The following is a 21043-nucleotide window of genomic DNA, read 5'->3' as shown; positions in this document are numbered from 1 at the left end:
TTTCAGATGAATAACTATCCTAACCCATAAAAAAACAAACAACTACAAAATGCTTACACGAACTTTTTTCTTTTTCAATCTGCTGTTGTTCAATTTGTCAACTAACGACCCAGCAATACTAAGAGGAACTGCCACAAAAGCACAATCCTGTTTTAATTCAATAGTTCCTAGCTGGTCTTTGGTTAAACCTCCTTCTTTAAAAAACAATCCCGCAATATCTCCTTTAGAGATTTTATCTTTTCTTCCTCCTGAAATAAATAGAGTCTCCCAGAATTGGGGTTTCACAGGTGCTTTTTTGGAAATATTTTCGATTTTTGGTTTACCAATAAATGCAGGCAGGTCTTCGCCCTCCCATTTTAAGATGTAAGCAGTCCCTTTTGAGTTTACTCTAGCCGTTCTGCCATTTCTATGTGTAAACTCTTCTAAAGCATAAGGAAGCTCGTAATGAATAATAAAATTCATTTCTGGAATATCTATTCCTCTTGAAGCTAAATCGGTTGCAATTAAAATCTGACTGGTGCCATTTCGAAATTTAATTAAAGAACGTTCTCTGTCTTTTTGCTCCATTCCACCAGAAAAACAGGTATGACTTATCTTGTTTTTTTCTAGATATCTACTTACCAAATCTATACTGTCTTTTAAATTACAGAAAACAATGCCCTGTTGGTTTCCAAGATGTAAAAGCAAATTCAATAAGGCGGGAAGTTTATTGCTTGTTGGCGAAATGACTGTTTTAATAATTAATTTCGAATGTTTTTCCTCATTTAAATAATTGATAATCGTGGGTTTATCCAATCTTACAAAGCCCGGAATTTTAACTCCTTGAGTTGCAGAGGTTAAAATGCGTTTATTTAAAGCAGGTAATTGACTGATAATGCGTTTCATTTCCTGTTCGAAACCTACTTCTAACGATTTGTCAAATTCATCTAATACTAGGGTTTTTATACTTGCCAAAGAAAATCTTTCGTTTTCAAAATGATCGGCAATTCTTCCTGGAGTTCCTATTAAAATAGCAGGCACATGTTTGATTTCAATTTTATCCTTAGACATAGGTCTGCCCCCATAAACAGCATTCACTTTAAAACCCGATCCCATATCTCGAGCTACTTGTTCAATTTGTATGGCCAATTCTCTTGAAGGTACTAATATAAGCACTTGCACATCTGTACAGTCTGGTTTTAGGAGATCTATAATGGGCAATAAAAAAGCCAAGGTCTTCCCGGAACCTGTAGGAGAAAGCAAGACAGTATTTGTAGTTGTTTCAATAACTGAAATAGCTTCCTCTTGCATGGGATTTAACTCATGAATATTTAATTTTGATAAAATGTCTTGCTGATCTTTGATGTTACTTGCCATAAAAATTATTTCTTTTTTGCCTTCTCAGCTTGTGGGTTTCCCATATTTGTTTGTGCTAAATAATCGGCCAATATTTTTTCGATCAGCTCTTCTTTGGTTAAGTGATGAAAGATGGTGGTTATCTTGTTTTTGTATGTTTCAGAAATATGGCGATTTGGTTTTGTTTTGAAGATTTTTTTCGCCCAAAGCAAACCGTTGTTTTCTTCAATGCTGAGGGCATCTGCTTTTTGAAACTTTTTGAAGCTAATGCCTAATTCTTGTTCAAAGTCGGCAATATCTGCTACTTCCTCTTCTTGTAAAATAGTTAGAGAAAACCCCTTGGCTCCTGCTCTAGCTGTACGTCCACTTCTGTGTACATAAGCATCGTAAGTATCCGGTAAATGGTAATTAACAACGTATGAGATTTCCTTAACATCAATACCTCGCGCTGCTAAATCTGTAGCGACTAGAATATCTATATAGCCTTCCCTGAATTGACCCATAATGCGATCGCGAATCCCTTGGGTTAAACTTCCGTGAAGCGCTCCAGAAGAAAATTTATTAATAGCTAGGTTTTTAGCTAATTTATTGACAGCTGCTTTGGTTTTACAAAAAATAATGCCTCTTTCTCCTTCTTTAGAATTTAAAAAATGAAGTAATACGTCTAGCTTTTCTATAGGTTCTACAACCACGTATTGATGATCGATTCCTTGATGTCCCACTGTTGACATATCTGCCTCAATGTGAATGACATTTTTAGACATATAATTTTGAACCAGCTGTTTTACGGTTCCCGGCATGGTAGCAGTAAAAAGCAAGGTTCTTCTGGATTTAGGAATCTCTTTGATAATGCTATCTAGACCTTCTTTTAAAGCACTCACCATTTCATCGGCTTCATCCAAAATAAAATAAGAGATGTTTTTGATGTTTATGGCATTTCGGCTTACTAAATCGGCCAAACGCCCAGGAGTTGCAACCACGATATGTGTAGTTGATAGCAAGCGCTCTATTTGTGGCTTAATTGGAATTCCTCCACAAATTGCTGCTATTGAAATTTCTGGGCTATGAGAAGCAAAAGAGACTAAGTTGTGATAGATTTGCTGTCCCAATTCTCGCGTTGGTGCTAGTATAACCGCTTGAATATCTATGGATTTTATATCTATTAATTGTAATAGTGGCAAACCAAAGGCGGCCGTTTTACCGGTTCCTGTTTTTGCTAAGGCAACCACATCCTCTTTTTGGTTGAGCAGTACTGGGATTGCTTTTTGTTGAATATCTGTAGGAACAGAAATCTGTAAAGCAGTTAAACTTTGCAGTAAATGTTCATGAATCCCTAAATCTGAAAATGTTTTTGACATCTAATAATTTTCAACAAAGATAATCACAGTTTTACAAGAAGCGCTTCCGATCAAATAATTTTAATAAATGATTTAATCGGAATTTACTATCTGCAATATGTTTGTTATTTTAAAATAAAAAGCCATCAAAAAATGATAGCTTTAAATGGGCTTTTATACTAGTTGACTAGGCCAATTTAACATTTATGGCATTAAGTCCCTTTTCACCTTGCTCTACTTCAAAGGTTACTTTGTCATTCTCGCGAATTTGATCGATTAGATCATTTTTATGTACAAATACATCTACTTCTGAATCGGATTGGGTAATAAAACCAAAACCTTTGGCATTATTGAAAAATTTTACGGTACCTTCTTTCATTTGATTTACTTTTTTAGTTCTAATTAATTTGTTTAATATTTTTTTAATCATTTTTGTTCTGTTTTTGTTTAATAAATAGTGTTGTGCAATACTTCTTATGTCAAGTTTATCGCGGGTTTTCTTCCTAGTGCTCGAAGCATTTTGGTGTGATCTTTTAAAGCCTGATAAACACTTGTTTTGACATGATATGGCATGCCAAACTCTTTGGCCGTATCAGATACTATTTTCGTTAGGCTTTTGTAATGTACGTGGCAAACATCTGGAAGAACATGATGTTCTACCTGATAATTTAACCCTCCTATCAGCCAAAATAAGAGTTTGCTTTTGGGTGAAAAATTACTAGTAGTTTCAAATTGATGTCTGTACCACTCATTTTTCATCATTCCTTTTTCATTAGGTAATGGAAAATCGGTTTCAGGCATAATGTGTGCTATTTGAAATACGGAACTCACCATAAGGCCTGTTACCACATGCATACTTAAAAAGCCAAGTAAAATAATCCACCAGGATAAAGGTACCATAATCATTGGAAGTATCAAAGCATAGGAATAATAAAATAGTTTCCATGCCGTAATACTAAGGATTCCTTTGGTGAATTCGTTTTTTTCTGGCAACAGGCCCATCCGGTTATAACGGGTTAAGCGGACAAAATCTTTAGCTGTTATCCAGAATAAAGTAGAGATTCCGTAAAAGAACCAAATATAGATATATTGAAATCGTTGTGACCAATGATGTTTGCCATTTGGTGAAAAGCGTAGAAAAAACGGGGTATTTATATCATCGTCTGCATGATCAATATTTGTATATGTATGATGTAAGACATTGTGTTGAATCCTCCAGACCTTGTCGCTGGCACCAATAAGGTTAAAAGTGTAACCCAATAAGGTATTGATTCTTTTATTTTTCGAATATGCACCATGAATGGCATCGTGCATCACTCCCATTCCAATTCCCGACATGCCAAATCCGCAAATAATGTATAAAGTAAAAAGCAACCAAGCGCTAGTAACCAAACCAGTGGAGAGTATGATTAATGGTACAAAAAATAAAGACAACATTAATATGGTTTTTAAAACCATATTGGCATTGGCCTTTCTGCTCAAATTATTTTCCTTGAAATATAAATTAACTCGACTTCTTAACGTTTTTGAAAAATCGTTATCAGTTACTCTTGAAAACTTTGGATTTTCCATAGTACTACTTGTTTTATTGATTTGTGGCATTTAATACCCCAAAAGCTTAAAACACCTTTAAGTGCAATAAGTTGTTCTGAAGTTTCGTACTACTATGAGAATGATAATTATGAAGATGGTTTCCCAGAGTGAATGGTTTATGAATACCCGAAAAGTCTTGACAAATAAAACGTCTAATATACTACGTTGTTAAAATTACTGGAGAAAGCGATGGATTGTTTAAAATTGAATGAAGATTAAAGAAAAAAAGCTATCTGAATAATTTAAGCCGCAAATATACGCGAAATTAACCGAAATTATTATTTAATCATGTTAAAGTATGATGATGGGCTTAAGAGTAGCTTCTCTCCTTTCTATATTTTAAAGTATTACATCGTATCGCGATTCGTTATATTACATAGCTCTAGGATTTGCTTTTATCTTCACTTTTCTGCTTTTTGAAATAATCATGCTACAAAACCCAAATTTCTCGGTTATGGTTCCTAAGCATTTATAAACACCTAAACCGTTAATTGGATAGTTATAAGCTGTTTCGGTAAAATGAACTGCATCAAAATAACTTCCATGTTTATCGACAAACGTACTTAATCGCATGCGTTTTCCTTGCGAAGTGGTATTATATCTTGTAGTTACCAGATTTCCATAAATAACAACTTCTTTATTTACGTGCCGATCCATGTTTTTAGCACAAATATCCTGTTCCATAACTTCATCTATTAATTCAAAATAACCACCTAAGGGAAAACCCAGCAACTCCATTTCATCGTAGGCATTTTCAATGGTGTTTACAGGTAACTCCGGTAGCTGAAAATGCTTGTGTTTGGTTTGAAACAGCTTAGGTTGCTTGTTTTGTGTCTTACCTGCTTGAAGCTTAAAAATAGCCTGCCATAACAGCTCTGTTTTCGATTTGTTTGTGAATTGAAAGCAGCCGATTCTTATTAAAATAGACAGTTGTTCAATGCTTATTTGTATACGATCTATAAAATTTTCTAAAGACAGAAAATTACCATGAATCTGTCTTTCATTTAATATTCTCTGTACGACCCAAGTTTCCAGATTCTTTAAATATCCCAAGCCTAAATAAATATCCTTGCCCTTTACCCTATTTGGATGATCGCTGTTATTGATGCAAGGAAGTTTAATTTGAGCGCCTTGCATTTTGGCTTCGTGCAAATAGTGTTCTGTACTGTAAAACCCGCCGCCATTATTAAGCACAGCTACCATAAATTCTATGGGATAATAACATTTTAAAAACAAACTCTGATAACTTTCTACAGCATACGATGCTGAATGTCCTTTAGCAAAGGCATAACCCGCAAAGCTTTTAATCTGATCCCAAACCTCGAAAATTAAATGGTCTGTATATCCTTTTTTTCTGCAATTGGAAGTGAATTTTTGTTCTACAGCCAAAAACTCTTCTTTGGAACGGTATTTCCCACTCATTCCTCTTCTTAAAACATCCGCTTCGCCCAAACTTAAATCGGCAAACTGATTGGCCACTTTTAAAACATCTTCTTGATACACCATCACGCCATAAGTTTCGGGCATGATTTCCAAGAGAATGGGATGTGCCTTTTTTCTTTGCTCTGGAAATCGGTGACGTTTTATAAATTCATCTTTCATTCCCGATCCAGAAACTCCTGGACGAACAATCGAGCTAGCCGCCACCAAACCTAAATAATCCTGGGTTTGTAGCTTTATCATTAAACCTCGCATGGCAGGAGATTCTACATAATAAGCACCAATGGCTCCGCCACTTTTAAGAAGTTTATTGATGTTCTTATCATTTTTAAAACGTTCCACATCATGGATGTCTATTGCTGGCGCTTCGGGTTGGTTTTCAGCTATAATTTCTAGAGCATCTTTAATTTTAGCCAAGCCTCTTTGTCCTAGAATATCAAATTTAAAAATCCCTGCCTCTTCCGCAATCATCATATCAAATTGCACGGTTGGAAAGCCTTTTGGAGGCAGAAAAGTTGCAGAATAATTATGGATAGGTGCTTCTAAAATTAAGATTCCTGCCGAATGCACACTTAAATAGTTTGGAAAACCTTGGATTAAACCTCCATACTTTAAAACTAGTTTCCCCATCTCATCTAATGATGTATTTGTGGATTTTCCTTTACTCAATTTATCAATTTCTTCTTTTGGCAAACCAAAAACTTTTCCCAACTCTCTAACAACCGCTTTAAATTTAAAGGTATTGTAAGTAGCTAAAAGTGCCGTGTTTTTAAATCTTTTAAAAATGTAATTTGTGACGTCTTCTCTGTCTTTCCAGGAGAAATCGATGTCAAAATCTGGAGGAGATGCTCTAAAAGGATTGATAAATCTTTCAAAATACAAATCCAATTCAATCGGGTCCACATCTGTAATCCCAATAATATAAGCCACAATACTGTTGGCGCCACTTCCTCGTCCCACATGAAAATAACCTTGGCTTTTAGCATAAGAAATAATGTCGTGATTTATTAAAAAGAAACTAACGAAGTTTAATGTTTTTATGGTTTCCAACTCTCTATTTAGTCGTTCATAAACCTTTTTATTAGGATTTTTATAGCGATTTGGCAAACCTTGACGGCATAACTCTTGGAGATATTCAAAATCGGCTTCCAAACTATTTTTATAAATTTTTAAGTTTTGAGAACTTCTTTCGGTTTCAAAGCCAAAATGAATTTGACATTGATCCATTAAACTCTGTGTGTTTTCTATAATATGCGGAAAATTGGAAAACGCTTGTAATAGATTTTCCTTAGAGTACATTTTTTCAGTAGGACGACATTCTTCGGTGTTTGAAAGCTTGCTCAACAAACAGTTGTTATCAATGGCTCTAAGTAATCTGTGTGCGTTAAAATCTTTTTTGTTCCTAATGGTAACTGGTTGTTGTATGACTAATTTATCTGTAAGGGTTTTTAATTTTGAAAAAGGGAGTTTCCTGAGTTCTTCAACCGAAACACCAATAAATTCATTGGTATTAAAAGAAGTTATTTCATATTCCAACACATTTTCAAAGGGATAGATTATAAAGGCATTTTGGAGTTCTGGAGCTTTATTTGCAACGGGTTTTTTATTCTCTAAATGTTGCGAAAGCAAGCTGTTTAGCTCGTGAAATCCAGTGTTGTTTTTAGCAATTCCTACAAACTGTTGTTTGGCACCATTTCTAAAATCGATACCAACTAAAGGTTTGATCTTCTGTTTTTCGGCTTGTTTAATAAAATTCAAGCAAGCAGAGGTGTTATTGATATCTGTTAAAGCCAAACACGATATGTTATTGCTTTTGGCCAATTCCAATAATTCTATTTCAGAAAATGTGCCATAGCGAAGCGAGTAATATGAATGACAATTTAAATACATTATTGTTTTCTATGTGCTAATAAAACTGGAGGTTCGCCATTAAAAGGATTTTGAAATCTCCCGATGGTTTTTGCGCCAATGGAAGAAGCTCTCATAATACTAGAATCGCCGTATCTGCCTCGAATCCCATCCATGGCTTTATATAGGCCTAGCATTTTTTCGGTATCATCAAAAAGGTTTATTTGATAATTTCCACTCACAATATCGTTCATTTTAACACCTACTAATCTTACCAAAAGTCTTCTGTTATAGAGTTTTTCAAACAGTTCCAACACCGTTGGAATAATAATATGGTCGGCGCTTGAATAGGCTATTTTAACCTGTTTGTTATAAGTGTTAAAATCTGAATACCTAATTTTCACACTTATAGTGCTAGCTAATTTATCTGCTCGTCTTAATTGAAACGCCAAATTTTCTGCCATAGCAAAAATGATGGTTCTTAAATAGGCAATATCAATGGTGTCTTTATTAAAAGTTCTTTCGGTAGAGATGGATTTTCTTTCGTGATAGGGAATTAATGGCGGATTATCAAGTCCGTTGGCTCTTTTCCAAATAGTTACTCCTGAAAGTCCTAAAGCGCTTCGCATCATTTCCACAGGCATTTGTTGAACCATACCTACTTTTTCCACGCCTAAGTTTCTAAGTATTTGATAGGTTTTTTCTCCAACAGAAGGTATTTTTCGAATGGATAAAGGTGCTAAAAACGATTTTTCAAAACCTGAGTCTATTTTTAATTGGTTATTCGGCTTTGCTTCTCCTGTAGCTACTTTAGAGACTATTTTATTTGTGGACAAACCAAAAGAAATTGGAAGTCCGGTGTCTTTAATAATGGTTTGTCTAAGTTCTGAAGCATATTTATAAGTACCATAAAACTTGTCCATGCCTGTTAAATCGGCATAAAACTCATCCACGCTGGCTTTTTCAAAAACAGGCACTTTTTCTTTAATAATTTCCGTTACCAATTGCGAGTATTTGGTGTAAATACCTGCATTTCCTTTAATAACTACAGCTTGAGGACAGAGTCTTCTAGCTACTTTCATAGACATGCCAGAATGCACGCCAAAAACGCGGGTTTCGTAGCTACAAGCTGCTACAACCCCTCTATCTCCTACGCCGCCGACCATTAACGGTCGGTGTTTTAACCGGCTGTCTATCAGTCTTTCGCAGGAAACAAAGAACGTATCTAGGTCCAGATGTAAAATATTCTTTTGCATGTGACAAAATTAGCTTAAATTTGTAGTCTCACTGACTCAAAAAATAAGTTTTATGTCGTTTATTCAAAATAATATCCAATTCATTCGAAATCAGAAAGGTTTGTCTCAAGCACAATTTGCCGAGGTGTTGGATTGGTCCAAATCGCAGGTTGGAGCTTATGAGGAAGGACGTTCCTTCCCTTCTATAGAAAAGCTCGTCCAACTATCGGATTATGTAAAAATCCCCATCGATATTTTAGTACGAAACGATTTAAGAAAATCTGGAACCACCTCATTTATTGAAGTGGGCAATCAGCGGGTGCTATTTCCTATTTTGGTAGACCCTGACAACGAAAACTTAATAGAAGTTGTTCCGGTTAAGGCTAGCGCAGGTTATTTATCTGGTTATGATGACCCGGAATATATTGAGCAATTACAAAAAATAAAACTTCCGTTTTTGCCTACAGGAAAACATCGCGCATTTCCTATTAAGGGAGATTCCATGCTTCCTATGAAAGATGGTTCTTTTGTTATAGGCAGGTTTATTGAAGATAGAAAAGAAATAAAAACAGGAAAAACCTATGTTTTATTGACCTTAAATGATGGGATGGTTTACAAACGCGTGATGAACAATATTGATTTCAATAACTCACTTTTGTTAATATCTGATAATAAAATGTATCACGATTATAGCGTATCTATAGATGAAGTTTTAGAGTTATGGGAATTTACCTGTAGTATCAATACCCAAGAATACAGCGAAGAAGAATTAAAACTAAGCAGTATCATGACCATGTTTAACGAGTTAGGCGTAGAACTTAAAGCTTTGGAAAAGGCTATTAAGTAATCTGTAATACCTTTTTAAATATTTTTATTTTAGAATGATATTATAATTGGTCACATACATATCTTCTTTTTTTAAGGTGGTCAGGATGTTGTTAATTCCTTTTTTATTTAGTTTTTTTCGACATGCTTTGGTTAAAAACGGATCGTCTTCAAAAATCAAGGTGTTTAGCGCATATTCTGGCTTTCCAGCTTCTTTAACCATAGGATGAATCTGTCTTAATTCTCTAGTATGTCTATAAGAACCCGGAATAAAGGTGTAAAACGTATAAACGCCATCCACATTGGTTTTAATCCATGCTCTGTGATACACATAACGTTTGTCGTTTTCAAACTTTAAATCGTATTCACCATTTTCATTGGCCTGGTTTATATAGAGAATAACATCTTTTGCAGGTGTAATTCCATCCTTTAGATACACAGTTCCTGTAATTTTCAACTTGTTTTCCATAGTTTCAAAATCGGGAATGGTATCTGTATTGCTCAAATGCTTTTCAGAAAAATCGTAAATAGGATTTCTAGACGCATAATCGAATGGAATTTCCTCTAAAACATTGGCAGAATCCTGAGCATTTAATGTAGGTGAAAAATATAAAAAAGGGGCAATCGATAAAATGACAATGAGGTTTTTCATGAGCTAATGGATAATTAATTACCTTAAAACTATGTCATTAGGCCTATTGACTCAAAATAATTCTTATGAACTATAAAATTTTACGATGAAATGAAAAAATATTGCAAAAGTATCGACGTAATGCATAAAATGTTTAAAGTTTATGCTTTTAGGACACGATAGAATAGCTAAGAAAAAGGAATAAAGAGAAGAAACAGATATTCTTCTTGCGAAAAAACTATTTTAAATAAATTTTATACTAAGGTCATGCTTTCAATCTCCAATTTAAAATCCTGAGACTCTTTATTAGCTATTAAAAACCCGATTTCTTCCAAAAGCTTGCCTGGATATTTTGAGAGTTGTAAAGGCCTGCCGCGATAGGTTGGGTAGAATTCCATTAAATCCATCTCTATATCTTGCCAGTTTCCTGTAGTTTCAAAATAGGACACATACGAATGTCTATCGGTTATATTACTTTTTAACCGCAATTGATATCTATGTGTATCTCCTTTTAGTTTAATTGAAATTTTCGAGTAGTTTTCGACATCTATTAGGCTTAAGCTGTACTTTACGCTAGAAAAACCACCATTATTTTCTAAAGAAACATGACCTGTAAATTCTCCAAAACCTTCTTTGTTTATGATGAATTTAGCTTGGGAACAACCTCCCATAACCACATCGTTCACCACTTGCCATTGAGATAGATTTGCTTGATTTTTAGAGTTGAAAAGTAGCATGTTTAATTATTAAAGTAATTTACCATATAGATCGTTCAGCTTATTGGTGCGATAATTAAAAATCTCAGTAAGTTTGGGTTTAACCAAAATTGGATGCATCCATCTGCCTAAAAGTCCGAAGGGTATTTTATAGTCGATAACATCTTCCATCTCCACACCGCCTTCAATTTCCTTTATAAAGTGTTTATGATGCCATAAGGCATAAGGACCAAAACGCTGTTCGTCCACAAAATACTCTTTATCTACAACATGTGTGATTTCGGTTACCCAATGCGTTTTAATCCCAAGCACAGGTGTTACAATATATTGAATTATTTGACCCGCAAACATGGGTCTCTCTGCTCCAGAAACAATGTGAAACCCCATATACTCTGGCGTAATGGTTTTGAGGTTTTTAGGATTTGATAGAAATTCCCAAGCTTGATCTATTGAAATGGGAAGTTTTTGTTTAGAAGATAAGGTATAAACCTTCCCTTTTGTCGAGAAATTCATTTAAAAATGTAGTTAAAACTAATTGTATAAAAGTATGTAAGCATTTAGACTAGTGGCTATTAACAACCATATAAAATAAGGCGCTATCAACCAGGTTTTTGTTTGTAAAACAGATTTGTATTTAAAGAGAAAGACAGCAACAACAAGGGTTAATAAAATAATAACTACTAAACCAAATGTTATTAAATGCTGATTGAAAAAGATATAATTCCAAGATACATTCAACAGAAACTGTACGGCAAACAAACCTAGAACAAACGAGCTAGCATTCTGTTTCACCAAGTTTGCCATATAAAAAGAAAAACAAATCATTATTCCAGTCCATGCTGCTCCAAAAACCCAACCTGGTGGCGTCCAAGGCGCTTTGTTTTGAATTAAGTACCATTCAGAGGTTGGGCCATTTCCCATGAGCCAACTTCCAATGCCCAATGCAGCAAAGTTGATAATCAGGAAAAGGATGATTAATTGATAGGTCTTCATTCTAAATAACTTGTAATTTTAGAACTATTAGGCTTTGTAATAGAATAAAAGTAATCTATAAAATTTCCATCTTCATCTATTAAATATTTCTGAAAATTCCACTTCACCGAAGAGCTGCTCACACCATTCAACTCTTTATTAGTTAACCAAGCATATAGTGGATGCTGATTGTCTCCTTTAACATCTACTTTTTCGGTCATTAAAAAAGTTACTCCGTAGTTTTGTTTGCAAAAGGATTGAATTTCCGTGGCCGAACCTGGTTCTTGACCACCAAACTGATTGCATGGTACTCCAATAACTACCAATTTATTTTTGTAGGTATCATAAAGTTCTTGTAATCCTTGATATTGTCCTGTAAACCCACATTCAGAAGCTGTGTTGACAATAAGGATTTTCTTTCCTTTAAAATCCTTTAAATCAATAGATTTTCCATCAAGGCTATTTATGGATATATTATAAATACTTTGTTGCTCTTGCATATTTTTTGCTGAGTTGTTGTTTTTAGAAAAAAAGGAAAAAGACATAAGTAGAATGAGTGTTAGATATATTTGATTCATAATGACATTGATCGAGTTAATATTGTTTAACTTATGATGACACAAAGTTAGACAAATAGATTAATAGTTTTCTGAAATAAATGTTAAAAACTAAATAAAATCATAAATTATTCCAAATTATAATAATTTAACAATTACTCTAACAATAAATTAACACAGTTCATCGTTTTTTTGAGTAGATTCGTCCATCAAAAATTTAAAAATATTAATTTTAATGTCTAGTGCATTGATTTAGAGCCTATGCGATCACTGTTTTTTTTGCTTATTTTTTGCTTACCTATAAGATTTATAGGTCAAAATACACCTACTATAATATCCAATCCAAAATTAGTTCATCTTATTGACGAATATAAAGCTTTAGTTGGAGAAACTAATGAACCTCTCCTCCTTGTTCCTTCGGAAGAAGAGGAGGAAGAAATTGATGTTACTTCAGAGTTTTGGGATACAAGTAGAATTAGAATCGATTATAACACAGAAGTTAGTTTTCCTATAAATATTCAGTTTAAAGAGTCTAAATACGTGTCTCCTATTTCACGTGATAAGGTTGTAACCTCTCGTTATGGCTGGCGTAAAGGCCGGGCTCATAAAGGCATTGACATTGATTTGGTTACTGGCGATAGTTTATATGCTATGTTTGATGGCGTTGTACGTTTTGCCAGTTATAGTTCTGGTCATGGAAATACAGTGGTTTTAAGACATTTTAATGGTTTAGAAACTGTTTATGCACACTTATCTGCTTTAGATGTAAAGGAAAACGATTCTCTTGTTGCTGGAGCCTATTTAGGTAAAGGCGGCGCTACAGGAAATGCCAGAGGCAGCCATTTGCATTTGGAAATGTATTATAAAGGCATTCCAGTAAATCCTGAATATCTTTTAAGTTTTGATGAACACAACGAAGTTCGTTCTCAAGATATCTGGATTACCAAAACTTGGACTCGTCCAGAACTCCACAATAGCAAACGTCAAAGCGAGCTTGAAATCTTTTCAAGCGAAGAAGAAGCTATAGCAAGTAGCCTGAAACCTAAACGCGTATATATTGTTAAAAAAGGTGATACTCTATCAAAAATTTCTTCACGAAATAACATGAGTATGGCAGCACTTTGCAAAAACAATAAAATAAAGCAAAATAGCACTTTGCGAGTAGGACAAAAATTAATTCTTAACTAAAACAAAAACAGAATCCATCGTGTGATGGGTTCTGTTTTTATGGTCAATGCTTCTATAAATTGACTAAACTTTTATTGTAATTTTTTTGGTTTTACCTCCATTGTTTATAGCCACATGATACACAATAGAACGTTCATTATCTTTAATATACTTTATATTGCACTTAACTTCTTTAATGGCCCAATGAGGGTATTCTTTAATTAATTTTGAGCTTACAGCGTAAGGCAACTTAATGGCTTGGTAGTTTTCATCGCAACTAAGTAGTACTCCATTTTTATTATAAACAGCTGTTATAATGTTATCTCCTTCTTTAAAGTCAACCGTATAGCTACCATTATTTTTAGCCTGATAAACATCTGCCATTTTAATATTGTAATTAGCCACTAAATTTTGAAGTTTTTCAATTTTTATTGAAAAATCTTGGGTTGTAAATGTATTCAAATATTCAGCATTGAGAACTGTTTTACTCGAAGCATACATATTTTGATTGGATGGTGTTAATACCGCCAAATCACTTTGAGCAATCATTAGGTTGGTTAGACCGAAAAACAATAGACCAAGTACATAGGTTTTCATAAGTTTTAAATTTTAAGATTATACAATGAAGTTTGCTATTATTCGGTTCAAAAGAGATAATCAAAAAACTTAACAGACTGATTGTTAAATTAATATGACACAAACTTAGTATAACATGTATCTAAAACCTTAAAAAGCTTATAGACAGATAATGAACAGTCTATAGACAATTGATAGACAGCTTATAAAATAGAATGAATAAAATGAAATAGTCGGCTGATTGTCAGTGGATTAAATGTTTTGGATAAAATCGTCTAGATGTTCATCCTCAGATAAATGAAGTTTTTTTCTAAGACGATAGCGACTTGTATTTAATGAAGAAACTGTAATATTTTGAAGCGTTGCAATGTTTCGACTATCCATTTTTAAGCGGATTAAAGAACATAAGCGGATCTCATTTTTGCTCAAATCGGGAAACAAATTGGTGAGTTCGCTATAAAAAGAGTCACTTAATTTATCCAAACGTTCATAGAACTCCTTGGTGTCCGAATCTACCGTAATTTTATTTTGAATATCCTGTTCTAGATCGTCCATCAAGATTTTTTGTTCTTTAGAATCTGATTGTTGGATAGCTTTTATTTTATCTGCTAAAGTTTTAGCCCATTCTTGATTTTGAGTCAGGTTGATGGCAAAGTCGGATAAATCACGCTTCTTAGATTCAATTTCCGACTCAAGCTCCCTATTTTTAAAAGTTGTTAAATCTCGGGCCTGCTCTGCCAGTAATTGTTTGTTTTTTGCATTCTTAAGATGTTGACGTCGACTTAAAAAAAGTAACAATAACAAAATTAAAATAGTAGATGATGATAGGCTCACTATTAAAAGTCTAGAGCGTTGACTACGTATTTTATTCTCTCTTTCTATTCTATCAATTTTAAAATTAAGCGAAATTCTGTCAAGTGTGATGTTATTTAATTCCTCGCGCCATTTTAGTCCGGCTAATTCAGAAAGATGTACCAAACTATCTGAATAATTCTTAATTAGCTTAGCCGTATTATAAGCTTCTTTATAGTTGTTTTGTTTTTCATACAAACAAGCTTTTGCATTTAAAAAAACAAGTGTCGATCCAGATGTTATACTTTTAATATTAGTACTATCGATCATGATTGTTTCGAGTTCTTTAAAGGCTTTTTTAGCTTTTTCTAATTCTCCCATTTGAATATGGGTCATTACTAATTGGCTTCCTGCATTTATTAGTCTTGGAATATCTTTTGTAAATAATCTTTCATCTGTTGCCACTTTATAAAACTCGAAATTAGTTTGATAGAATGGTAAAGCATCATTATAATTTTCCTGATCCATATACACGTCGGCTATATTATCTCGAATACTTCCAATTAAAGTGTGGTTCGGAAATTTCATTTTTGTAATCTGATAACTTAACTTAAAATAAATTATTGCTGAATCCAATTCTTTCTTGTACCAGTAAAAATAGAGGCCATAATTATTAAGTGCAGAAGAATATGAAATAATATCTAAGTTCTTTGTAAACTGAATATTTTTTTTATGTTCTAAGGCCGCCAATTCAAACATCCCTAATTTTGCGTAGCCTTCCGCCAAAATACTATGGGTAAAAGTTATCATTTCAATAAACGATTCCTTTTCAGATTCCGTAAGCTTGGCTTCCTGGGCATGATAATAATTAAAAAAATCTTGGCAAGATTTAATGGATTCTTCAGGAAATCCGATTTCGCGAAACCAATTTCCCGAGTGCAGATAACTCCCTAATTTTAAACTGTAATGACCTTCTATATGTGGCAACAAATCCATACGTTTAAAATGTTGCGACAAATACACTTGAAGTTGTTTTTCAGAAAACGATTCACGTCTAAATGTTTTTATATCACTTACAGAAAATGATTTTTCCATAACGGCTGTTATAGAATCGAATTTTTTTAACGCCTGTTCACTTGTAAGTGATTCTTGGGTATAACAAACACTGCTAATAATTAAAAAGAAAATTAGTTGCAAACACTTGAAAGATATCACTTTAAAGAATTATTTTTTTGGTTTAGTCAACTCAAATATACAAGATAATTATAAGATAATATTTACGAAAACAGTTAATAATAACGTCAACCTAACCAAAAAGATACGCAAATCAAGAAAATTATAGCAAAATCTTTCGTTAAGAGACCCATAATTCCATCAAAAAAAAGAGCTGCAGCAGTACTTATAAAAACCAACAAATAACATGTTGGCTATGTAGATTATTACAGAAACTACTACCATTAATACATCCTATCCCGAAAAGTTTATTTTTTTATGAAATACATCCATTAACAATTGATTTGTGAAAAAACGTAATACATTTCGGTAGCAATTTGTAAACTTCGGTTACTATATACTTCAGTTTGTTTGAACGTATTATCTGAAACCTTTGGATCTTCATAAGTTATTGGAATACGCTTTTCGGTTCCCGCTATAAATGGACATCCTGTATCGGCTTGAGAACAAGTTATAATTGCAGCAAAGGATGATGTTGGATTAAATGGATGATCATAAACCTTGGAAAACCCTATAATTGGAGGTTCTTTTTTAGAAAACTTGATACTATATTTTGGATTTTTTCCTTCAGCTAAGCTCTGGATTTGAAATCCCTTTTCCTGTAAAGTTGTTACTACCATTGGAAATAAAGCTGTGGCCTCGGTTCCTCCAGAATAACAAAAAACATTGTTTATTTGAAAATAATGAGCCATAGTTTGAGCCCATACTTGCGACAAATGACTGCGTCTAGAATTGTGTGTGCAGATAAAATTTAGACGAATTTCATCATTATTTATTGCTTTTTCTTGAATGTATTCAATAAGTTCTTTTAGTAACTCTTTACGTTCTTCTGAAATACGTGCAACATCCAATGAGTTTATAACCTCTATAATTTTTAAATACATTTCTAAGCTTCCAGCTAATTAATAACATGTTTTTTCAGAATATATTAGCAACAATCGCCTTCTAAAGTAGATACTTGCTCTAAAAACTGCATAAATAGTTGTTTTGCATTTTGCCATTCAACCAAATCTATACAATAACAAACGCTAGTTCCTTCAATACTTCCTTTAATAATTCCTAGATTTTTAAGTTCTTTTAAATGCTGAGAAATGGTTGGTTGTGCCAAGCCTATTTCATTTACCAAATCGCCGCAAACACAACTATTTATTTTAAATAAGTGTTGTATAATAGCTATTCGAGCTGGATGCCCAAAAGCTTTAGCTATTAAAGCCATTTTATTTTGTTCTTCGGTAAAAATCTCCGATTTTGTTAGTCCCATATTATTCTATAATTAATCATTGCAATATTACGATTAACTAGGTTTATGTGAAAATAATCTTTATAAAACTTGATAATTGTCTTTGATTTAGACTTACAATTTTTATAAAAAAGATGTACTTTGCATGACTATTAAAAAAGTGAAAAATGAAAGTTTGCATTGCCGAAAAACCCAGTGTTGCCAGAGAAATTGCTTCCGTTCTTGGAGCAAATAACAAGCACGACGGATATTATGAAGGAAATGGTTATGCCGTTACCTACACCTTTGGGCATTTGTGTACACTTATGGAGCCAAGTGATTATAAATCGCATTGGAAAAGCTGGGATTTAAACAATTTACCCATGCTTCCAGAAAAGTTTAAAACCAAAGTGGTGAGCAATTCTGGTATTCAAAAACAATTTAGAATTGTAAAAAGCCTTTTCGACAAAGCAGATGTGGTTATAAACTGTGGAGATGCGGGCCAAGAAGGAGAACTTATTCAACGTTGGGTTTTGGACCAAGCCAATTATAAAGGTAAAGTTGAAAGACTATGGATTTCTTCTCTTACAACCGAAGCCATTAGAGAAGGTTTCCAAAATTTAAAACCATCCGAAAATTACGACAATCTCTATTACGCCGGATTTTCCAGAGCTATTGGAGATTGGTTATTAGGAATGAATGCCACCCGTTTATATACTGTAAAACATGGTGGCTACAAGCAAATGCTTTCCGTTGGACGGGTACAAACCCCAACCCTTGCTATGGTTGTAAACCGTTTTAAAGAAATTGAAAACTTTAAACCACAAGCATATTGGGAGTTGCAAACCATGTATCGGGACACCTTGTTTTCTTATGAAGAAGGTCGTTTTACTAAAATGGAAGATGGAGAAATTTTAGCCAATAAAGTAAAAGAGCACGAATTTGAGATTGAATCTGTTACCAAAAAGAAAGGAACCGAATATGCGCCAAAACTCTTCGATTTAACAGGCTTACAAGTGTATTGTAATACGAAATTTGGATTTTCGGCAGATGAAACCTTAAAACTTGTTCAGAAGTTATACGAAATGAAGGTGGTAACTTATCCAAGAGTAGATACTACCTTTCTACCCAATGATGTGTATCCAAAAGTAGCCGGAATTCTTCAAAAACTAACTAATTATGCTACGTTAACGCAACCTCTTTTAGGAAAGAAAATAAAAAAATCGTCTAAAGTATTTAACGACAAGAAAGTAACCGATCACCATGCCATTATTCCAACAGGTGTTCAAACCAATTTACAATACAATCAGCAACAGGTTTACGATATTATTGTTAAACGGTTTATTGCTGTCTTTTATGACGATTGTTCCGTGTCGAACACCACAGTTATCGGAAAAGCAGCTGATGTAAATTTCAAAACTACAGGAAAGGAAATATTGAAAAAGGGCTGGCGTGTAGTTTTCGAATCGGATGACAAGGAAACAAAAGAAGCTGATATTCTTCCAACTTTTACAAAAGGTGAAAAAGGACCTCATGAGCCTAGTTTTCTTGAAAAACAAACCAAACCACCCAATCAATTTACAGAAGCTTCCCTCCTGCGCGCTATGGAAACAGCGGGAAAACAGGTGGACGATGACGAGTTAAGAGATTTAATGAAAGAAAATGGCATTGGACGGCCATCTACGCGTGCCAATATTATTGAAACTTTGTTTAAACGACAGTATATTAAACGAAACAAGAAACAACTTTTACCAACGATTACGGGAATTGCTTTAATTGATACCATTCAAAACGAATTATTAAAATCGGCCGAGCTTACCGGTTTATGGGAAAAGCAATTAAAAGATATTGAAAAAGGGACCTTTAGTGCCAGCCAGTTTATTGTTAATATGAAAAAAATGGTTGACGAATTGGTTTATGAAGTAAGAAGTGAAACCACCAGAGCCAATATCTCACAAGCTACTGTAGTAAAACAACGGGAAGCTAAAACTGAGCACAAAAAGAAAGCAGGAATTACAGCAGAAACCTGTCCGAAATGCAAAAACGGAACCTTAATAAAAGGAAAAACTGCTTATGGCTGTTCAGCTTATAAAGATGGTTGCAAATTTATTCTTCCTTTTGAGGTTTATGGAAAAAAGATTTCTGAAAAGCAATTTTTAAGACTCCTTCAAAAAGGCTCCACAGTGAATTTGAAAGGCTTTAAAAAAGAAGCTCAAGAAGTTGAAGGATTACTACGTTTTGATGAGTCCTTTCAGCTTGTTTTAGAACCTAAAAAAGCAAAAACAAAGCCAGTTCCAGATACCTTAACATGTCCTAAATGTAAAACAGGAACCGTCGTCAAAGGCAAAACGGCTTATGGTTGTTCTGCTTATAAAGAAGGTTGCGACTTCAGGTTTTCTTTTGATGATTTAAGAAGCCAAATGGGAAATAACAAACCAACCAAAGAATTGGTTTATAACATTTTAAGCAAGACTAGTTAAGCCTATTTCCTACCACTCCTTATTCATTATTAAATAATTTATAATCTTTTTTGATTCACTTTAGAATAATTTGTTACCTTTGCTAACCAAATGGTTAAACTAAATAGTTAGTAATGGCAAAAACAAAAGATAACACGACAGAAGAGCAGATTTTAGATGCAGCCAAAAACGTGTTTCAATCTAAAGGGATGGATGGCGCTAGAATGCAAGAAATTGCCGATGTGGCAGGAATTAATAAGGCCATGTTACATTATTATTACAAAAGCAAACAGTTGCTTTTTGAAGCCGTTTTTAAGAATGCCTTCTCTTTATTGGCACCACAATTGAATAGGGTTTTAAATGATGATTCTTCGATTGAAGACAAGGTAAAGAGCTTTACCTCTAACTATATTTCCTTTATTATTAAACATCCATATTTACCAAATTTCATTATTCAAGAACTTAATAGGAATCCCGACTTTATTATAAAAATCCAAGAAAACTCTACCTTATTAAATATTGAAAAATTTAAAGCACAAGTAGAATTAGAAGTAAGCCTAGGAATTTTAAAGCCTACCAAAGGCGATCAATTGTTTATAAATATTTTAGCCTTAAACATCTTTCCTTTTGTTGCAAAACCCCTTATTAAAGCTTTTACCAAGCAAGACGACAAAGGTTTTAAGCAACTTATGGAACAAAGAAAAACAGAAGTGTCAGATTTCATTATTCAAGCCATAAAACAACATTAAAATGAAAACAACTTTTAGCATCTTAGTTTTCTTTTTACTCACTATAACAAGTTGGTCCCAACAGCAAATTACATTGGAAACCTGCTATCAATTGGTATCGGAAAATTATCCGTTGGTCAAACAAAAAGCCTTATTGGAAAGTAAAAACGAATTAGAATTAAATGCCATAGATGCAGGGAAATTACCACAATTTGATTTCGATGCCTAAGCTGCTTATTTATCAGATGTTACCCAAATTCCATTAGATAATACTGGAATCGAACCCCCCAATAACGATCAATATCGCGCAACACTTTCAGTGAATCAGCTTATATACAATGGTGGTTCTATTGATGCCTCATCAAAAGTGAAATCGGCTC

The 21043-nt window shown here is 33.7% G+C and carries 20 protein-coding genes; 5 read left to right on the top strand and 15 right to left on the bottom strand.

All coding sequences use genetic code 11. The features are described from left to right. Positions 1-42 precede the first annotated feature (42 nt). From VKY47_RS14125 to VKY47_RS14100, 6 genes are all read right to left on the bottom strand, one after another. Positions 43-1356: a DEAD/DEAH box helicase gene (locus VKY47_RS14125; protein ID WP_324313487.1), complete on the bottom strand. Its 1314-nt coding sequence runs from the start codon at positions 1354-1356 to the stop codon at positions 43-45. A 5-nt stretch (positions 1357-1361) separates the two neighbouring features. Further along, on the bottom strand, positions 1362-2693 hold the full coding sequence (locus VKY47_RS14120; protein WP_324313486.1) for a DEAD/DEAH box helicase: 1332 nt from the start codon (positions 2691-2693) through the stop codon (positions 1362-1364). Positions 2694-2859: 166 nt separating this feature from the next. Further along, positions 2860-3102, bottom strand: a complete 243-nt coding sequence (locus tag VKY47_RS14115; RefSeq protein WP_324313485.1) for a cold-shock protein — start codon at positions 3100-3102, stop codon at positions 2860-2862. A 44-nt stretch (positions 3103-3146) separates the two neighbouring features. Continuing rightward, positions 3147-4244 carry a fatty acid desaturase family protein gene (locus tag VKY47_RS14110; RefSeq protein ID WP_324313484.1) on the bottom strand — a complete coding sequence of 366 codons (1098 nt, stop codon included), beginning with the start codon at positions 4242-4244 and terminating at the stop codon, positions 3147-3149. Between the two features lie 393 nt (positions 4245-4637). Continuing rightward, positions 4638-7595, bottom strand: a complete 2958-nt coding sequence (locus tag VKY47_RS14105; RefSeq protein WP_324313483.1) for a DNA polymerase III subunit alpha — start codon at positions 7593-7595, stop codon at positions 4638-4640. Then, positions 7595-8809 (bottom strand): DNA polymerase Y family protein, encoded by a 1215-nt coding sequence (locus VKY47_RS14100; protein ID WP_324313482.1) that lies wholly within the window; start codon positions 8807-8809, stop codon positions 7595-7597. Before VKY47_RS14100 ends, VKY47_RS14105 begins: the two co-directional genes overlap by 1 nt. A gap of 52 nt (positions 8810-8861) precedes the next feature. Here VKY47_RS14100 and VKY47_RS14095 point away from each other — a divergent pair, with 52 nt between their 5' ends. Next, positions 8862-9635, top strand: a complete 774-nt coding sequence (locus VKY47_RS14095; protein WP_324313481.1) for an XRE family transcriptional regulator — start codon at positions 8862-8864, stop codon at positions 9633-9635. 24 nt (positions 9636-9659) lie between these two features. Here VKY47_RS14095 and VKY47_RS14090 read toward each other — a convergent pair whose 3' ends face one another. The 5 genes from VKY47_RS14090 to VKY47_RS14070 all read right to left on the bottom strand — a co-directional run bounded on the left by VKY47_RS14090 (position 9660) and on the right by VKY47_RS14070 (position 12477). Continuing rightward, positions 9660-10265, bottom strand: coding sequence for a peptidase associated/transthyretin-like domain-containing protein (locus VKY47_RS14090; protein WP_324313480.1), 606 nt, complete (start codon positions 10263-10265; stop codon positions 9660-9662). A 233-nt stretch (positions 10266-10498) separates the two neighbouring features. Further along, the gene (locus tag VKY47_RS14085; protein ID WP_324313479.1) at positions 10499-10981 is read right to left on the bottom strand and encodes a CIA30 family protein; all 483 of its coding nucleotides are present in this window, start codon (positions 10979-10981) and stop codon (positions 10499-10501) included. A 9-nt stretch (positions 10982-10990) separates the two neighbouring features. Then, a complete protein-coding gene (locus tag VKY47_RS14080) occupies positions 10991-11473 on the bottom strand; it encodes an SRPBCC family protein (protein ID WP_324313478.1) in 483 nt (160 codons plus the stop codon). Positions 11474-11491: 18 nt separating this feature from the next. Further along, complete coding sequence (locus VKY47_RS14075) at positions 11492-11953, bottom strand: TspO/MBR family protein (RefSeq protein ID WP_324313476.1); 462 nt, start codon at positions 11951-11953, stop codon at positions 11492-11494. Continuing rightward, on the bottom strand, positions 11950-12477 hold the full coding sequence (locus VKY47_RS14070) for a glutathione peroxidase (RefSeq protein WP_414731236.1): 528 nt from the start codon (positions 12475-12477) through the stop codon (positions 11950-11952). The genes VKY47_RS14075 and VKY47_RS14070 overlap by 4 nt, the downstream gene beginning before the upstream one ends. Before the next feature lie 273 nt (positions 12478-12750). On the opposite strand from VKY47_RS14070, the gene VKY47_RS14065 reads away from it, so the two are divergent. Beyond that, positions 12751-13677, top strand: coding sequence for a M23 family metallopeptidase (locus VKY47_RS14065; protein ID WP_324313475.1), 927 nt, complete (start codon positions 12751-12753; stop codon positions 13675-13677). A gap of 63 nt (positions 13678-13740) precedes the next feature. Here the strand turns inward: VKY47_RS14065 and VKY47_RS14060 are convergent, their stop codons facing one another. From VKY47_RS14060 to VKY47_RS14045, 4 genes are all read right to left on the bottom strand, one after another. After that, the gene (locus tag VKY47_RS14060; RefSeq protein ID WP_324313474.1) at positions 13741-14253 is read right to left on the bottom strand and encodes a hypothetical protein; all 513 of its coding nucleotides are present in this window, start codon (positions 14251-14253) and stop codon (positions 13741-13743) included. 231 nt (positions 14254-14484) lie between these two features. Further along, the gene (locus VKY47_RS14055) at positions 14485-16119 is read right to left on the bottom strand and encodes a tetratricopeptide repeat protein (protein WP_324313473.1); all 1635 of its coding nucleotides are present in this window, start codon (positions 16117-16119) and stop codon (positions 14485-14487) included. A gap of 410 nt (positions 16120-16529) precedes the next feature. After that, on the bottom strand, positions 16530-17141 hold the full coding sequence (locus VKY47_RS14050) for an arsenate-mycothiol transferase ArsC (protein WP_324313472.1): 612 nt from the start codon (positions 17139-17141) through the stop codon (positions 16530-16532). A gap of 44 nt (positions 17142-17185) precedes the next feature. Beyond that, the gene (locus tag VKY47_RS14045) at positions 17186-17518 is read right to left on the bottom strand and encodes an ArsR/SmtB family transcription factor (RefSeq protein WP_324313471.1); all 333 of its coding nucleotides are present in this window, start codon (positions 17516-17518) and stop codon (positions 17186-17188) included. Positions 17519-17664: 146 nt separating this feature from the next. On the opposite strand from VKY47_RS14045, the gene VKY47_RS14040 reads away from it, so the two are divergent. The 3 genes from VKY47_RS14040 (at position 17665) to VKY47_RS14030 (ending at position 20892) form a co-directional block, all read left to right on the top strand. Then, positions 17665-19956, top strand: coding sequence for a type IA DNA topoisomerase (locus VKY47_RS14040; RefSeq protein ID WP_324313470.1), 2292 nt, complete (start codon positions 17665-17667; stop codon positions 19954-19956). 113 nt (positions 19957-20069) lie between these two features. Further along, a complete protein-coding gene (locus VKY47_RS14035) occupies positions 20070-20684 on the top strand; it encodes a TetR/AcrR family transcriptional regulator (protein ID WP_324313469.1) in 615 nt (204 codons plus the stop codon). A 1-nt stretch (position 20685) separates the two neighbouring features. After that, positions 20686-20892, top strand: a complete 207-nt coding sequence (locus VKY47_RS14030) for a hypothetical protein (RefSeq protein ID WP_324313468.1) — start codon at positions 20686-20688, stop codon at positions 20890-20892. Positions 20893-21043: the final 151 nt, after the last annotated feature.

Origin of the sequence: Xanthomarina sp. (assembly GCF_035306705.1) — a bacterium.
Classification (GTDB): domain Bacteria; phylum Bacteroidota; class Bacteroidia; order Flavobacteriales; family Flavobacteriaceae; genus Xanthomarina.
Note: the sequence above shows the minus strand (reverse complement) of the source record. Positions and strands in the feature narration are given on the sequence as shown.

Bases quoted from the DNA above. Each gene is read 5' to 3' on its own strand.
- VKY47_RS14125 (WP_324313487.1), bottom strand. From the start codon at position 1,356: ATGGCAAGTAACATCAAAGATCAGCAAGACATTTTATCAAAATTAAAT.
- VKY47_RS14115 (WP_324313485.1), bottom strand. From the start codon at position 3,102: ATGATTAAAAAAATATTAAACAAATTAATTAGAACTAAAAAAGTAAAT.
- VKY47_RS14095 (WP_324313481.1), top strand. From the start codon at position 8,862: ATGTCGTTTATTCAAAATAATATCCAATTCATTCGAAATCAGAAAGGT.
- VKY47_RS14120 (WP_324313486.1), bottom strand. From the start codon at position 2,693: ATGTCAAAAACATTTTCAGATTTAGGGATTCATGAACATTTACTGCAA.
- VKY47_RS14035 (WP_324313469.1), top strand. From the start codon at position 20,070: ATGGCAAAAACAAAAGATAACACGACAGAAGAGCAGATTTTAGATGCA.
- VKY47_RS14040 (WP_324313470.1), top strand. From the start codon at position 17,665: ATGAAAGTTTGCATTGCCGAAAAACCCAGTGTTGCCAGAGAAATTGCT.
- VKY47_RS14050 (WP_324313472.1), bottom strand. From the start codon at position 17,141: ATGTATTTAAAAATTATAGAGGTTATAAACTCATTGGATGTTGCACGT.
- VKY47_RS14070 (WP_414731236.1), bottom strand. From the start codon at position 12,477: ATGTCTTTTTCCTTTTTTTCTAAAAACAACAACTCAGCAAAAAATATG.
- VKY47_RS14055 (WP_324313473.1), bottom strand. From the start codon at position 16,119: ATGGAAAAATCATTTTCTGTAAGTGATATAAAAACATTTAGACGTGAA.
- VKY47_RS14110 (WP_324313484.1), bottom strand. From the start codon at position 4,244: ATGGAAAATCCAAAGTTTTCAAGAGTAACTGATAACGATTTTTCAAAA.
- VKY47_RS14065 (WP_324313475.1), top strand. From the start codon at position 12,751: ATGCGATCACTGTTTTTTTTGCTTATTTTTTGCTTACCTATAAGATTT.
- VKY47_RS14030 (WP_324313468.1), top strand. From the start codon at position 20,686: ATGAAAACAACTTTTAGCATCTTAGTTTTCTTTTTACTCACTATAACA.
- VKY47_RS14080 (WP_324313478.1), bottom strand. From the start codon at position 11,473: ATGAATTTCTCGACAAAAGGGAAGGTTTATACCTTATCTTCTAAACAA.
- VKY47_RS14085 (WP_324313479.1), bottom strand. From the start codon at position 10,981: ATGCTACTTTTCAACTCTAAAAATCAAGCAAATCTATCTCAATGGCAA.
- VKY47_RS14060 (WP_324313474.1), bottom strand. From the start codon at position 14,253: ATGAAAACCTATGTACTTGGTCTATTGTTTTTCGGTCTAACCAACCTA.
- VKY47_RS14045 (WP_324313471.1), bottom strand. From the start codon at position 17,518: ATGGGACTAACAAAATCGGAGATTTTTACCGAAGAACAAAATAAAATG.
- VKY47_RS14090 (WP_324313480.1), bottom strand. From the start codon at position 10,265: ATGAAAAACCTCATTGTCATTTTATCGATTGCCCCTTTTTTATATTTT.
- VKY47_RS14100 (WP_324313482.1), bottom strand. From the start codon at position 8,809: ATGCAAAAGAATATTTTACATCTGGACCTAGATACGTTCTTTGTTTCC.
- VKY47_RS14105 (WP_324313483.1), bottom strand. From the start codon at position 7,595: ATGTATTTAAATTGTCATTCATATTACTCGCTTCGCTATGGCACATTT.
- VKY47_RS14075 (WP_324313476.1), bottom strand. From the start codon at position 11,953: ATGAAGACCTATCAATTAATCATCCTTTTCCTGATTATCAACTTTGCT.